The 14,046-nt window shown below is 74.1% G+C and carries 13 protein-coding genes; 6 read left to right on the top strand and 7 right to left on the bottom strand.

Annotated features, from left to right (window positions below; translation table 11 throughout):
* From ACZ7LE_RS25535 to ACZ7LE_RS25525, 3 genes are all read left to right on the top strand, one after another.
* On the top strand, positions 1-608 hold a 608-nt coding region (locus ACZ7LE_RS25535; protein WP_470406027.1), incomplete at its 5' end, for an HNH endonuclease signature motif containing protein.
* Positions 609-793: 185 nt separating this feature from the next.
* Positions 794-1,531, top strand: coding sequence for a phosphatase PAP2 family protein (locus ACZ7LE_RS25530; protein WP_470406026.1), 738 nt, complete (start codon positions 794-796; stop codon positions 1,529-1,531).
* Positions 1,531-2,238: a phosphatase PAP2 family protein gene (locus ACZ7LE_RS25525; RefSeq protein ID WP_470406025.1), complete on the top strand. Its 708-nt coding sequence runs from the start codon at positions 1,531-1,533 to the stop codon at positions 2,236-2,238. The genes ACZ7LE_RS25530 and ACZ7LE_RS25525 overlap by 1 nt, the downstream gene beginning before the upstream one ends.
* Positions 2,239-2,296: 58 nt before the next feature.
* On the opposite strand, the gene ACZ7LE_RS25520 is transcribed toward ACZ7LE_RS25525, so the two are convergent.
* Positions 2,297-4,534, bottom strand: coding sequence for an ATP-binding protein (locus ACZ7LE_RS25520; protein ID WP_470406024.1), 2,238 nt, complete (start codon positions 4,532-4,534; stop codon positions 2,297-2,299).
* Between the two features lie 115 nt (positions 4,535-4,649).
* Between ACZ7LE_RS25520 and ACZ7LE_RS25515 the strand changes: the two genes are divergently transcribed.
* The 3 genes from ACZ7LE_RS25515 (at position 4,650) to ACZ7LE_RS25505 (ending at position 8,557) form a co-directional block, all read left to right on the top strand.
* On the top strand, positions 4,650-5,366 hold the full coding sequence (locus ACZ7LE_RS25515; RefSeq protein WP_470406023.1) for an alpha/beta fold hydrolase: 717 nt from the start codon (positions 4,650-4,652) through the stop codon (positions 5,364-5,366).
* Between the two features lie 74 nt (positions 5,367-5,440).
* Positions 5,441-6,403 (top strand): alpha/beta hydrolase, encoded by a 963-nt coding sequence (locus ACZ7LE_RS25510; RefSeq protein ID WP_470406022.1) that lies wholly within the window; start codon positions 5,441-5,443, stop codon positions 6,401-6,403.
* A gap of 138 nt (positions 6,404-6,541) precedes the next feature.
* Positions 6,542-8,557 carry an MDR family MFS transporter gene (locus tag ACZ7LE_RS25505; protein ID WP_470406021.1) on the top strand — a complete coding sequence of 672 codons (2,016 nt, stop codon included), beginning with the start codon at positions 6,542-6,544 and terminating at the stop codon, positions 8,555-8,557.
* On the opposite strand, the gene ACZ7LE_RS25500 is transcribed toward ACZ7LE_RS25505, so the two are convergent.
* The 6 genes from ACZ7LE_RS25500 to ACZ7LE_RS25475 form a co-directional block, all read right to left on the bottom strand.
* Positions 8,546-9,451: a universal stress protein gene (locus ACZ7LE_RS25500; protein WP_470406020.1), complete on the bottom strand. Its 906-nt coding sequence runs from the start codon at positions 9,449-9,451 to the stop codon at positions 8,546-8,548. The two genes, ACZ7LE_RS25505 and ACZ7LE_RS25500, sit on opposite strands and share 12 nt — an antisense overlap.
* A 96-nt stretch (positions 9,452-9,547) precedes the next feature.
* The gene (locus ACZ7LE_RS25495) at positions 9,548-11,140 is read right to left on the bottom strand and encodes a sensor histidine kinase (RefSeq protein ID WP_470406019.1); all 1,593 of its coding nucleotides are present in this window, start codon (positions 11,138-11,140) and stop codon (positions 9,548-9,550) included.
* Complete coding sequence (locus ACZ7LE_RS25490) at positions 11,133-11,909, bottom strand: response regulator transcription factor (RefSeq protein WP_470406018.1); 777 nt, start codon at positions 11,907-11,909, stop codon at positions 11,133-11,135. Before ACZ7LE_RS25490 ends, ACZ7LE_RS25495 begins: the two co-directional genes overlap by 8 nt.
* A 101-nt stretch (positions 11,910-12,010) precedes the next feature.
* On the bottom strand, positions 12,011-12,310 hold the full coding sequence (locus ACZ7LE_RS25485; RefSeq protein ID WP_470406017.1) for a hypothetical protein: 300 nt from the start codon (positions 12,308-12,310) through the stop codon (positions 12,011-12,013).
* The gene (locus ACZ7LE_RS25480) at positions 12,310-13,599 is read right to left on the bottom strand and encodes an inorganic phosphate transporter (protein ID WP_470406016.1); all 1,290 of its coding nucleotides are present in this window, start codon (positions 13,597-13,599) and stop codon (positions 12,310-12,312) included. Before ACZ7LE_RS25480 ends, ACZ7LE_RS25485 begins: the two co-directional genes overlap by 1 nt.
* Before the next feature lie 86 nt (positions 13,600-13,685).
* Complete coding sequence (locus ACZ7LE_RS25475) at positions 13,686-13,892, bottom strand: zf-HC2 domain-containing protein (protein ID WP_470406015.1); 207 nt, start codon at positions 13,890-13,892, stop codon at positions 13,686-13,688.
* Positions 13,893-14,046 lie beyond the last annotated feature (154 nt).

The raw sequence follows: 14,046 nt of genomic DNA, 5'->3' as shown, positions 1-14,046 counted from the left end.
AGCGGTTGGTGACCGACCCGGTGACGGGGGTGCTGGTCGACTACTCGACCACCTCCTACAAGCCGGGCAGGGTGCTTCGGGCTGCGGTGGAGGCCCGGGACGGGACCTGCACGTTCGTGGGCTGTGAGCAGCCCGCGGCGTGGTGCGACCTGGACCACATCGAGCCTTTCGACCACGACTCCGACCACGCACCCGTCTCTGGCACCAGCGCCGCTGCCGGGGGTGAGGGCGCGCGTGGGCAGACCAATGCGTGGAACCTGCATGCCCTGTGTCGCCGGCATCATCTTCTGAAGACACACACGGGCTGGGGCGTCGAACGTGACCCGGTCACCGGGATCACCACCTGGACCACGCCCGTAGGCAGCACGCACGCGCGGCCGCCGACGGTGCTGGACACCCGGGTCGACCTGGACCAGGTCGACCCGGGCACCAGCCAGGACCTCACACTGCGTGCCATGACCGGACGCCGCCTGCCCCGCGCCTACACGTCGACCGGTTCCACGATCGGTTCCACGACCGGTTCCACGATCGACTCCACGACCCGAACCACGACAGCACGCACCGAAGAGGCCGGGACCTCGCCCCCGCCCGGCGAGCCGCCGTTCTGAGCCGCGACTTCCGAGCGACGACAGCCGAGGACCACCAGCGACCAGCCGGCGAGCGTTCGCGGCGTTTGCCGCCCCGGATGCCTGGGGTGGGTGGCTCCGGATCCGGTCAGGCCGCGCGGCGGTACGGCTCCGTGGCGTGCAGAAGGTAGTAGGCGAGCTCAGACGCTCTGTGGGAGCGTGGCGGCATGAGACCCGCACGGCACCGCAGCCCTGCCCGCGGTCCGGAGTCCGCCGGGGCAGCGCGGGCGACCGCAGGTCGCGCGCGCCGTCTGGTACGCGCCGTGCTGGTTGGTGTGGCGACCGGCGCTGCCGTCGTCGTCATCGCACTTCTCGTGCGCGAACAGTGGCCGCCGCTGGTCCAGCTCGACGAGCGCGCCGTGACCGCGGGTACGGCACTCGTCGCGGCGCACCCTGGGCTGCTGCGCACGCTCGTCGTGTGGCAGTGGGCCTTCCTCGCGGCGCGCCTGCTGGTGCCCGTCGCCGCGCTCTGCCTGGTCTACTGGTGGCGCACCGGCAACGCCACGCGCACCTGGTGGGCACTCACGACGATCCTCACGGCCTGGGGACTGTCCAACCTGCTGAAGGAGCTTGTCCGACGCGCGCGGCCGGTGCTGGACCAGCCGGTGGAGAGCGCGGGCGGTTTCTCGTTCCCGTCAGGGCACGCCGCGAACACGGCGGCGATGACGACGACGCTGGTGGTGCTCGTGTGGCCGTCGCTCACGTCGCGGGCCATGCGGGCCGCTGCGGTGGCGGGGGCGGTGGTGCTCACGGTCGCCACGGGGGTCGACCGGGTCATGCTCGGCGTCCACTATCCCTCCGACGTGGTGGCCGGCGTGCTGTTCGGCGTCGGTTTCGTGCTGGCGTCGTACCTCGCCTACCAGCACTGGTCGACGCCGCGCCGCGAGCCGGGTACGTCCTCCTGATGCTCGACCTCGATCGGTGGGCCGACGACACATCGACACCCGAGGGGCGCGAGGCGGCCCGCGACCTCGGCCTGCGGGTCGGGGTTCCGGCTGCGGTGTGGTGGGTGTTCGTCGTGGGGCTCGGGTTCCTGCTCACCGGCCCGCTGGCGGAGCTCAGAGAGCGGGAGAACGCGGTCAACGAATGGTTCGTCGCGCAGCGCACGGCGACCCTCGACCTGCTCACAGAGGTCTGGGGCGTGGTGGGGACCACCGAGACGATCATCGGGATCTGCCTCGTCGTGTCCGGCGTCGTCTGGTGGCGAACCAGGCAGTGGTGGTACGCGGTGGTCCCGGCGATCGCGGTCGCCGTCCAGGCGGCCGTCTTCATGCTGGCGGCGCTCGTCGTGAGCGCCGAACGCCCCGAGGTGGAACAGCTCGACGCGGCACCTCCGACCTCGAGCTTCCCGAGCGGCCACTCCGGCGCCTCGGTAGCGCTCTACGTCTCGCTGGCGCTGATGGCCCAGCGGATCCGGTACCCGTGGCTGCGCGTGAGCGTGACCGTCGTGCTGGTGGTACTGCCCCTGCTCGTCATCTACTCCCGGTTGTACCGGGGGATGCACTATCCGAGCGACGTCGCCGTAGGAGTGCTCAACGGCCTCGTGTGCGTCGTGCTCGGGTGGTACTGGCTGCGGCGCACGCCCCGTCGTCACCAGGACGGCGGCGCCTGAGCAGCTGCGCACCACTGTCGACCCTTCCCGGGAGCAGGGTCGAGCGCGGCCGCGCGGATCACCCGAGCCCGGCGAGCTGCGCCCGGGCCGCGTCGGCCCGCCGGCGGTCGCCCAGCGCCTCGCGGATCTCCACGACACGCTCCAGCGCGGCGGCCGCCTCGGCCCTCCGCCCGGCCGCGGCGAGCGCCAGGGCCCGCACGCGCAGGTACATGGCGCGGTGGGCGGGCACGTCGAGCTCGTCGACGGCGGACGCGGCGGCGTCCGCGGTCGCGAGCGCGCCCGCGCCGTCGCCGAGCTCGACGAGGTTCTTGACGATCGCGGACGCCGCGGCGACCCGGGTGGTCAGCGCGATGTCCCGGGGGAACCGGTGCGGCTGTCGGTCGAGCAGGTCGATCGCGGCGCGGTCGGCGCCGATCGCGTCGGCGCGCCGCCCGAGCAGCGTGAACGCCTCGGCGAGCATGCGGTGCGTCTGGAGCAGGCCGGCCGCGTCGTCGGCCTCGGTGAAGCACCGGCGCGCCTCCTGCGCGTCCCGCACGACGTCGCCGGGGGAGCCGAGCAGCAGCTCGCACCAGCCTGTGTAGTACAGGGCCCAGCCCTCCTGGGCGCGGTTGCCCGCGCGCCGCGCGACGTCCCGGGCGTGCTGCGCGTGCTCCAGGCCGCGGGCCGGATCGTCCCGGGTGTAGAGCTCGGCCCAGCTCAGATACCCGAGCTGGGTGGCCAGCAGGTCGTCGTCGGCGAGGCGCTCCGCCGCCCGGACGGCCAGGTCGTAGACCTGGTGCCACTGGCCCCACTGCGCCCACAGGTCGGAGAACCAGTGCAGCGACTCGGCCACCCGGACCACCAGGGCGTCGTCCTGGTCGGCCGCGGCGGCGCGCAGCGCGTGGAACCAGTGGTCCGCCTCGTCGTGCAGCCAGGCGCTCGCGGCCGCCCGGGTGGACAGGTCGGCCAGCCCGGGCCGGTCCGGCCCGTGCCCGCGGGCGGGCTCGAACCAGAGGCCGGCGTCGACGGTCGTCGTCAGGATCCAGTGCCGCAGGCGCACCGCGTGCCCGGCCTGCGCGTCCGGGCCCTCGTCCTGGCGGAGCCGGTCGCGGGCGAAGATCCGCAGCAGGTCGTGCAGGTGGTAGCGGTCGTGGGTGGCGGCCTCCAGCAGGCCGAGGTCCACGAGCTCGTCGAGCAGGTCGACGGCGCTGTGCCGGCCGGAGCCGGCCAGGACCGCGCCGAGCTCGGCGGGGAACGTGGGTCCCGTCAGGACGCCGAGGCGCCGGAACAGCGTGCGCGCGGCGTCGGAGAGCTGGTCGTAGGACATCGCGAAGGCCTTGCGCAGCTCCAGGTCGCCCGCGCGGAAGCCGTCCAGGCGATGGTCCTCGGATGCCAGCCGGTCCGCGAGCCGGCCCGCGGTCCAGGCGCGGTGGCTCGCCACGCGGTTGCCGGCGATGCGCAGGGCGAGCGGGCAGCCGTCGCAGAGGTCGGCGAGGCGGTGCAGGTCGTCCTCGGGCGCCTGGTCGGCGGGGATGATGCGGCGCAGGAGCGTGACGGCGTCGTCGTGCGCGAGCCGGTCGAGCTCGACGCGCAGGGACGCGTCCAGCCCGGCCAGCGGACGGCGGGCGGTGACGATCACGGCGGACGGCCCGGTGGCGGGCAGGACGGGGCGCACCTGCTCCTCGCCGGCGGCGTCGTCGAGGACCACCAGGACCCGCCGGTCGTCGAGGAGGGAGCGCCAGAGCGCGGCCGCGTCGTCCAGGTCCTGCGGCACGGACCGCACGGCCGGCTCGCACGACTGGATCAGGCGGCGCAGCACCAGGTGCGGGTCGAGCGGGCGCCCGCCGAACCCGCCCAGGTCGATGTACCGGACGGCGTCGAACCCGTCGCGGACGTCGCCGGCGGCGCGGACCGCGAGCGACGTCTTGCCGAGCACCGCGGGTCCGGACAGCACCACGAGCGGTGACGGCGCGCCGCCGGTGCCCGACGCCACGTGCACGCCGATCGCGGACAGCTCGGCGTCCCGGCCCACGAGGTCGGCGACGGCGCGGGGGAGCGGCAGCGGGGCGACGACGCCGGCCGGGGGCCGGTGCCGGCCCGCCCGGGCGGCCGTCAGGAGCGCTGCGCGGTCGGCGGGTGCCAGGCCCAGGCCGTCCGCCACGAGGTCCATCGTGCGTCGCTGCGGACCGAGGCTGGCCCCGCGCTCGATGTCGCTGATCGTGCGGTCGCTCACCCCGGAGAGCTCCGCGAGGCGTTCGAGCGTCAGGTCGGCCTCGTGCCGGAACCGACGGAGCAGCGGGCCCAGCGCCTCGGTCATCTCTCCCCATTCCTGCGTGCTTCCTTCGTGGACGCAGTCACCGGTGACGGCCTTGGATCGAAGTGTCTCATCGTGGCGGCCGTGCTCCCGCGGTCGTCCCGCGGAAAGGAACCACATGTCATCCACTCCGACCGTCGTGCTGGTGCACGGCGCCTTCGCCGACGCCGGCAGCTGGACCCCGGTCACGCGCGCACTGCTCGACCAGGGCTTCCGGGTCGTCGTCCCGCCCGTGCTCAACCGTTCGCTGACCGGCGACGCCGCGTACGTCCGGTCGATCGTCGAGGCGATCGACGGCCCCGTGCTGCTCGCGGGCCACTCCTACGGCGGCGCGGTGATCACCGTCGCCGGCGCGGCCGAGAACGTCGTCGGCCTGGTCTTCGTGGCCGGCTACGCGCTCGCCGAGGGCGAGAGCCTGGGCGAGCTGCAGGGCGGCTTCCCCGACTCCGACCTCGCGGCTCACCTCGTCTACACGCCGTACCCGGTCGACGGCGCGGAGCCGGGCACCGACGTGTCCGTCGCCGTCGACGCGTTCCCCGCGGTCTTCGCCGCGGGAGTGCCGGACGACGTCGCGACGGTGCTCGCCGTGTCGCAGCGCCCCCTGTCCGCCGTGGCCTTCGGCGAGCCGGCACCGGTCGCCGCCTGGCGGGCCAAGCCGTCCTGGGGGATCGTCGCGGCCGCGGACCACACCATCAACCCCGACGTCGAGCGCTTCGGCTACGAGCGCGCCGGGGTCCGCGAGAGCGTCGAGCTCGACGCGCCGCACCTCGTGATGCTCACCCACCCCGCCGAGGTCGCCGGCCTCATCGCCCGGGCCGCGGGGCAGACCGCCTGACGGCGCCGCCCGCCGCGCACAGCCCAGCACCCCCCCAGCACACCCAGCACCACCTCCGGAACGAAGGAACCACCATGACCGCAAACCCCCACGGCCTGTCCCTGGAGCCCGCCGCCCAGGCGTTCGCCGAGGCCACCGACAACCCGCCGTACCTGTACCAGCTCGCGCCCGAGGAGGGCCGCAAGGCCGTCGACGACGTGCAGTCGGGCGAGATCTTCAAGCCCGAGGTCGACGACGTGTGGGTCACCGTCGAGGGCGGGCCCACCGGCACCGTGCCGGTGCGGATCGTCCGGCCCGCCGGCGTCCAGGGCCCGCTGCCGGTGGTGCTCTACGTGCACGGCGCCGGCTGGGTGTTCGGCGACGCGCACACGCACGACCGCCTCGTGCGCGACCTGGCGGTCGGCGCGCAGGCCGCCGTCGTCTTCCCCGAGTACGACCGGTCGCCCGAGGTGCGGTACCCCGTCGCCGTCGAGCAGGCCTACGCCGTGGCGCAGTGGGTCACCAAGGAGGGCGCCGACCAGGGGCTGGACGGCGGCCGTCTGGCCGTGGCCGGCGACTCCGTGGGCGGCAACATGTCCGCCGCCCTCACCCTGCTCGCCAAGGAGCGCGGCGACGTCACGTTCCGGCAGCAGGTGCTGTTCTACCCGGTGACCGACGCCGCGTTCGACACCGCCTCCTACCGCGAGTTCGCCACCGGCTACTTCCTCACGCTGGAGGGCATGCGCTGGTTCTGGGACCAGTACACGACCGACCCGCAGGAGCGTGACCTGATCACCGTCTCGCCGCTGCGTGCCACCGAGGAGCAGCTCGCCGGGCTGCCGCCCGCCCTGGTCATCACCGCGGAGGCCGACGTGCTGCGCGACGAGGGCGAGGCCTATGCCGCCAAGCTCCGCCGGGCCGGCGTCGAGGTGACCAGCGTCCGGTACGGCGGGGTCATCCACGACTTCGTCATGCTCAACGCCCTGCACGACACGCACGCCGCGCAGGCCGCCGTCGCCCAGGCGTCCGCGACGCTCCGGTCCGCCCTCCAGGACTGACCGGGCCCCGGCGCGGGGAGGGACGCCGCACCGCCGGCGCCTCCCCGCGCCGACCCGCGCGGGCCGTGACAGTCTGCCTCCGGGGGCACACGCACGGGCGCGCAGGCCTCGCCGTCCACCGGACCCGGGAGGCACCGCATGACCGCACCAAGCGCAGCGGCGGAACCGCAGACCCTGCCGCAGGCCAGGGTCTGGGCCATCTTCGCCGGCCTCATGCTCGCGATGCTGCTCGCCGCCCTCGACCAGACCATCGTCGCCACCGCGCTGCCCACGATCGTCTCCGACCTCGGCGGCGCCGAGCACCTGTCCTGGGTCGTGACGTCCTACATGCTGGCGAGCACCGCCACCACGGTGCTCTGGGGCAAGCTCGGCGACCTGTTCGGCCGCAAGACCCTGTTCATCGCCTGCATCCTGATCTTCCTGGTCGGCTCGATCCTGTCCGGCACGTCGCAGACGATGGGTCAGCTCATCGCCTGGCGCGCCGTGCAGGGCGTGGGCGGCGGCGGCCTCATGGTGCTCTCCCAGGCGATCATCGGCGACGTCGTGCCGCCCCGGGACCGCGGCCGCTACCAGGGGCTGTTCGGCGCGGTCTTCGGGGTCTCCTCGGTCGCCGGCCCGCTGCTCGGCGGGTTCTTCGTGGACAACCTCGACTGGCGCTGGGTCTTCTACGTCAACATCCCCGTCGGGATCGTCGCGCTGGTCGTCGTCGCCTCGGTGCTGCCCCGCATCACCACCGACACGCGACCGCGCATCGACTACGCGGGCATCATCCTGCTCGCCACGATCTCGACGGCGGTCGTGCTGGTCACCAGCCTGGGCGGCACCACCTGGGAGTGGAGCTCCGCCCCCGTCTACGCCATGATCGCGCTCGCGGTCCTCGGGCTGGTCGCGTTCGTCGCCGTCGAGCGGCGCGCGCCCGAACCGGTGCTGCCGCTGCACCTGTTCCGCAACCGGGTCTTCTCCGTCTCCGCGGTCATCGGGTTCGCCGTGGGCTTCGCGATGTTCGGCGCCATCACCTTCATCCCCCTGTACCTGCAGACCGTCAAGGGCTCCACGCCCACCGAGTCCGGGCTGGAGATGACGCCGATGATGCTCGGCCTGCTCCTCACGTCCATCGGCTCGGGGCAGCTCATCTCCCGCACCGGGCGCTACAAGGTCTTCCCGATCGTCGGCACGGCCGTCACGGCCGTGGGGCTCTACCTGCTCTCGCTCATGGACCAGGGCACCACCACGCTCGAGGCGGGCCTGAGCATGTTCGTGTTCGGCGCCGGGCTCGGCATGGTCACCCAGGTGCTCGTCATCGCGGTCCAGAACGCCGTGAGCTACCGCGACCTGGGCACCGCGACGTCCGGCACCACGTACTTCCGCACCATCGGCTCGTCGGTGGGCGTGGCGGTGTTCGGCACGATCTTCGCGAACCGGCTCGCGGCCGAGGCCGCGACCTCCGTGCCGGACGCCGCCCAGGGCGTCTGCGGGCCCGCGGCGCTCACGGCGTCCACGCAGACGCTCGCGCAGTGCCCGCCCGACGTGCAGACCTGGTTCCTCGACGCGTACACGCAGGCGCTGCACATCGTCTTCCTGGGGGCGGTGCCGGTAGCGGCGCTCGCGTTCCTCCTCACGTGGCTGCTGCCCGAGGTGGAGCTGCGCACGGCCACACGGGGCGGCGACGACGAGGCCGGCCACGCGACGGGCGCCACCTTCGCGCTCCCGTCGTCGCGCACCTCGCTCGAGGAGCTGCGCCTGATCCTGTGGCGCCGCGTCGGCAAGCGGGACCCGCTGCGGGTCTACGACCTCGTGGCGCAGGACGTCGGCCTGACGCCCGGCCAGGCGTGGATGCTCACCCGCGTCTCGCTGAAACGCACCCGGTCCGTGCGGCTCATGGCCGAGCGCACCGGGCGCGCCGAGGACGTGGTGCGCGACGTCGCGGGCACCCTCGCGACCCGCGGGCTCGTGGCCGTGGACGGCGACACGGTCCGGGCGCTGCCCGCCGGCGACGTCGTCGCCGAGGCGATCCGGGAGGCGGAGCGGGAGCGGCTGCGGCGGTACGTCGAGCAGTGGCCCGGCGGGGACGAGCCGGAGGTCGCGCAGCTCGTGGACCAGCTCACGCACCAGATCCTGGCCGACCGGACGGACCGGGCCGCCTCAGGTGCGTGACGGCGGGACGACCGCCACCGGACAGGGCGAGTGGTAGATCAGGGCCTGGCTCGTCGAGCCCAGCAGCAGGCCGCGGAACCCGCCGCGGCCGCGGGACCCAGCCACCACGAGCTGGGCCTTGGCGGCCTCCTCGAGCAGCGCCCGGGTCGGGGCGTCCCGGACCAGCACCTGCTCCACGTGGACCCGGGGGTGCCGGGCCCGTTCGTCGGCCAGGGACGCCTCCAGCAGCTCCGACTCCTCCTGCTCGACCTCCGGCCACGGGCCCAGCTCCAGCTCCCAGCCGGTCGGCACGGGCAGGTCGCTCCAGGCGCGCACGGCGACCAGCGGCGCGCCGCGCACGTCGGCGGCCTCGAACGCGAAGGCGAGGGCCTCCCGGCTGGTCGCCGACCCGTCCACGCCGACGACCACGGGTGCGTCCGCGGCGGCCGACTCGGCCCGCTCACCGCGCACGACCACGACCGGGCAGTACCCGTGGGCTGCGAGCGACACCGCGGTGGACCCGATCAGCAGCCCGCTGAACCCGCCGAGCCCGCGCGAGCCGAGCACGATCAGGTCCGCGGACGCCGACTGGCCGATCAGCCGCGCGGCGGCCGAGCCGCTCGCCTGCAGCATGCTGGTGCGTACGCCGGGCGCCGCGTCCTCGGCGGTCGCGGCGGCGGCCTCCAGCCAGCGGTGGCCCTCCTTGACCAGCTCGTCCTCGTAGGAACCGAGCGCCGGCGCGTGCGGTACGGCGGCGGGGACCGGCGTCCACACGCTGAAGAGCACCAGGGGTACGGCGCGGCGGGCGGCCTCGTGCGCCGCCCACCGGACGGCCTGCGTGCTCGACTCCGACCCGTCCACCCCCACCACGACCGGCCTGCTCGATGCTTCCGTCATCTCCGTCATCTCCGTCATCGCAACCTGCTCCTCACGGACGTCCGGTGACCACCACGACCGTTCCTTCTTAGCATCGAAGGCCCGTTCCCGAGACCGGGAGGACGGTCCGGGCCGTCACGCGGGTGCGTGCGGCAGGCGCACCGTGAACGTGGTCCCGGTCGCGGGGCCCTCGTCCGCCGTGCGGGAGCGGACGGCGATGCTCCCGCCGTGCTCGGTCACGATGGCGTCTGCGATCGAGAGGCCCAGGCCGGTCGACCCGCCGGTGCGGTTGCGCGCCACGTCGCCGCGCGTGAACCGGTGGAAGAGCGCGGGGCGCAGCCCGGCGGGGATGCCGGGCCCGTCGTCGGCGACGTGCAGGACGACGGCGTCGCCGTCGCGCAGGAGCCGCACACGCACCTGCGTGCCCGCCGGGGTGTGGGTGCGCGCGTTGGCGAGCAGGTTGGCCACGACCTGGCGCAGGCTGGCCTCGTCCCCGGTGACGACCAGCTCGTCCGACCCGTCCCCGCCGGCGCGCGCGTCGTCGTCCTGACCGGTCGGCAGCTCCAGCTTCCAGCCGTGGCCGGGGCTGGCCGCGTGGGCGTCCATGACGCCGTCGACGGCGAGCGCGACCAGGTCGACGGGTGCGCGGTCGAGCCCGCGCCCGGCGTCGAGCCGGGCCAGGAGCAGCAGGTCCTCGACCAGGCCCGTCATGCGCACGGCCTCGGACTCGATGCGGTCCAGGGACCGCGCCGCGGTGGGCGGGAGCTCCTCGGGGGCGCGGTGCACGAGCTCGGCGTACCCACGGATCGACGCCAGGGGCGTGCGCAGCTCGTGGCTCGCGTCGGCCACGAAGCTGCGCACCTGCGTCTCCGAGTCGTGCCGTGCCTGGAGCGACACCTCGACGTTCTCGAGCATGCGGTTCAGGGCGGCGCCCACCTGCCCGACCTCGGTCCGCTCGTCCGTGAGGGTCGCGGGCACGCGGGGGATGGCGTCGATCGCGCCGCGCGAGAGCTCGAGCTCGGAGACGCGGCTCGCGGCGTCCGCCACGCCGTCGAGCGGCCGCAGGGAGCGGCGCACCAGCCACGCGCCGACGCCGACGGCGGCCAGCAGCGCCGCGACGCCGAGCGCCACCTCGACCAGCACGTAGCGGTGCACGGTCGCGTCCACGGTCGCGGTGCTGGTCGCCACGACCAGCGGCTGGTCGTCGTCCGTGGTGCCGTGCACCGCGCGGAAGGCGCCGAGGCCGTCCAGCCGCACGTCGTGCGGGTGCCCGTCGGCGGGGACGGCCAGGAGCTCGGCGATCTGGTCGTCGTCGAGAGCCTCGCGCTCCAGGGAGGTCGTGACGTGGTCGGCGAGCACGGGCGCGCCGTCCACGTAGCGCACGACGGCGCTGCCGGGGCCCAGGCCTGGCGGGAACGCGGGCCGGACGGTGTCGGAGGCGCCGTCCGGCGCGGGCAGCGGCAGGGTGGGGAGGTCCTGCCCCGGCTGCGCGGCCGAGGCGTCGTCGCCGGGCGTGAGGTCGCGGAGCTGGATCTGCACGGGACCTTGCGCCAGGCGCTGGCTCGCCTGCTCCAGCTCGGTGTCGACCTGGCTCAGGAGCTGGGAGCGCAGCACCGCGGTCGACGCCACGGCCAGGCCCACCGTGACCACGAGGACGACGGCGGCGAGCACCAGCACGAGACGCCGCCGCAGCGCGGTGGGGCGACGGGGCGAGGGCGTGTCAGGCACGTGCCTCGTCCGTGACCTTGGTGGGCCGCAGCACGTACCCGACGCCGCGCAGCGTGTGGATCATGGGCTCGCGCCCCTTGTCGATCTTGCGGCGCAGGTAGGACACGTACAGCTCGACGATGTTCGCCTGGCCCCCGAAGTCGTAGTTCCAGACCCGGTCGAGGATCTGGGCCTTGGACAGCACACGCCGCGCGTTGCGCATGAGGTAGCGCAGCAGCTCGAACTCCGTGGCCGTCAGGTGGATCTCCTCGCCCGCGCGCCACACCTCGTGCGCGTCCTCGTCGAGCGCCAGGTCGCCCACGGCCAGCACGCCGTTGCCCACGCCGTTCCCGCGCTGCGCCGTCGCGCCGTGCCGCCGCAGCAGCCCGCGCAGCCGGGCGACCACCTCCTCCAGGCTGAACGGCTTGGTGACGTAGTCGTCGCCGCCCGCGGTCAGGCCCTTGACGCGGTCCTCGACCGCGTCGCGCGCCGTGAGGAACAGGACCGGGACGCGCTCGCCGTGCTCGCGCAGCCGGCTCAGCACCGTGAGCCCGTCCATGTCCGGGAGCATGACGTCGAGCACCACGATGTCCGGGACGGACTCGCGGACCGCGCGGAGGGCGGAGGCGCCGTCCAGGACGGCGGTGACGTCCATCCCCTCCAGGCGCAGCGCGGACGTGAGGAGCTCCGCGAGGTTGGGCTCGTCGTCGACCACGAGCACCCGCACGGGCGACCCGTCGGCGCGGGTGGGTCGGGCCTGGTCGGGGGTGCCGGCGGGTGCGGGGCTCATCGCACCAGGGTGCGTCCCGATCCCGTGGTGTTCCTGGGCCGGACCTGTGCGTTGGCTATGTGCCGGTGCGCGCGTCGGGGACGACGGCCCGCCCCGGACCGCTAGTGCCCGCCGGAGACCACGACGAACAGGCCCGTGGCCACCGCCGCGACCACGAGGGTCAGGCAGAGGACCGCTCCGGCCAGTCGCGCGGGGCCGGGGCGGGGGACCGCGACGGCGACGGCGTCGTCCGGCGACGTCCGGCGGGCCGCCGCCGCACGGGCCGCAGCCTCCTCGCGGTCCCGGGCCGGGCCCGCCAGCAGGCGCAGCCCCAGGGCGAACAGCGCGGGGATGCCCGCGCCGACGAGCACGCCGGCCACCAGGACCTGGCCCAGCGCGCCCCACTCGATGAAGTCGTTCATCAGTTGTCTCCCTTCGACGAGGTGTCGGCGCCCGGGGCGGCCACCGTCCCCACGGTTCCCACGGACTCGATGGCCGGGCCGACGGACGAGGCCGTCGCGAGGGCGGGCACCGGGCCGACGCGCTCGCCGCCCGCCTCGCCCGTCGTGGCGGCGACGGGCTCGATGGCCGCGCCGCGCTCCTCGTCCCACTCCTCGTTCACGTTGGTGTGGTCCACCGGCTTGCGGCGCGAGACGAGCCAGATGGCCGCGGACGAGAGCACCAGCACGCCGAAGACGGCGAGCGTGCCCGCGGTCCCGCCGATCGCGGACTCGATCCAGTGGCACAGCGCGCCCACCAGGCCCGCCGCCGGGAGGGTGAGCATCCAGGCGACGAACATGCGCCCGGCCACGCTCCAGCGCACCTTCGCGCCCGGCATGCCGACGCCGGAGCCCAGCACCGAGCCGGTGGCGACGTGCGTCGTGGACAGCGAGAACCCGAAGTGGCTGGAGAGCAGGATGACGGCGGCCGACGACGTCTCGGCGGCCATGCCCTGCCGGGTGTCGATCTCGACGAGCCCCTTGCCGAGCGTGCGGATGACCCGCCAGCCGCCCAGGTACGTGCCCAGCGCCATGGCGATCGCGCAGCTCAGGATCACCCAGAGCGGCACCCCGGCGTCGGCGGGCACGGCGCCGCCCGCGATGAGCGCGAGCAGGATGATGCCCATCGACTTCTGCGCGTCGTTGGTGCCGTGCGCCAGCGAGACGAGCGACGCGGAGCCGATCTGGCCCCAGCGGAAGCCGCGGTTGGTCAGGTCCTGCGGCACCCCGCGGGTCAGCTTGGCGACGCACCAGGTGCCCAGGCCCGCGACGGCGATCGCGATGAGCGGGGCGAGGAGGGCCGGCACCAGCACCTTGGACACGACGCCGGTCCACAGCACGCCCGAGGTGCCGACGGCGGCCAGCACCGCGCCGACCATGCCGCCGACGAGCGCGTGCGAGGAGCTGGACGGGATGCCGAGCAACCAGGTCAGCAGGTTCCAGACGATGCCGCCGACCAGGCCGGCGAGCACCACGGGCAGGGTGATGACACCGGCGTCGACGATGCCCTTCGCGATGGTCGCGGCGACGGCGAGCGAGAGGAACGCTCCGACGAGGTTGAGGACCGCGGACAGCGCGACGGCCGTCTTGGGCTTGAGGGCACGGGTGGCGATGGAGGTGGCCATCGCGTTCCCGGTGTCGTGAAAACCGTTCGTGAAGTCGAAGGCGAGCGCGGTCACGACGACGAGCGCGAGCAGGAGCGTTTCGGTCACGGCCCCGATTTTGCGAGGCGAACCTTGGCGTGATCTGCGATTTCGGCTGATATCAAGGCACTGTTCCTTCATCGTTCATCTGATGTTCACCTGGCAGCCGCCTCGATGGAGTGGGTGGCCGCGGTGCGCCGGGCCCAGGCCACCTGGCGCACGTCGATGAACGCGCGGATGCACCCGGGGCACCGGTCGATGTGGGTCTCGAAGCGGCGCAGGCTGCGCGGCTCGAGGCGTCGGTCGAGGTAACCAGGGATCGCCGCGCGCGTGGACCGGCACTCCTGCTGGTCGAACCGCACCGCCTGATCGAACCGCACAGCACTGCTGGACGTCACGTGAACCTGCCCCCTGCGCACACGTTGCCCGGTTTCTACCGGCTGACAGCAGTCTCGCCCTGGATGCGGAAGCATCGAAATTTAGCTGTGATATCACCTGTTTCATCCGGGTCCGGCG

The organism is Promicromonospora sp. NPDC110617, assembly GCF_055598465.1.
Note: the sequence above shows the minus strand (reverse complement) of the source record. Positions and strands in the feature narration are given on the sequence as shown.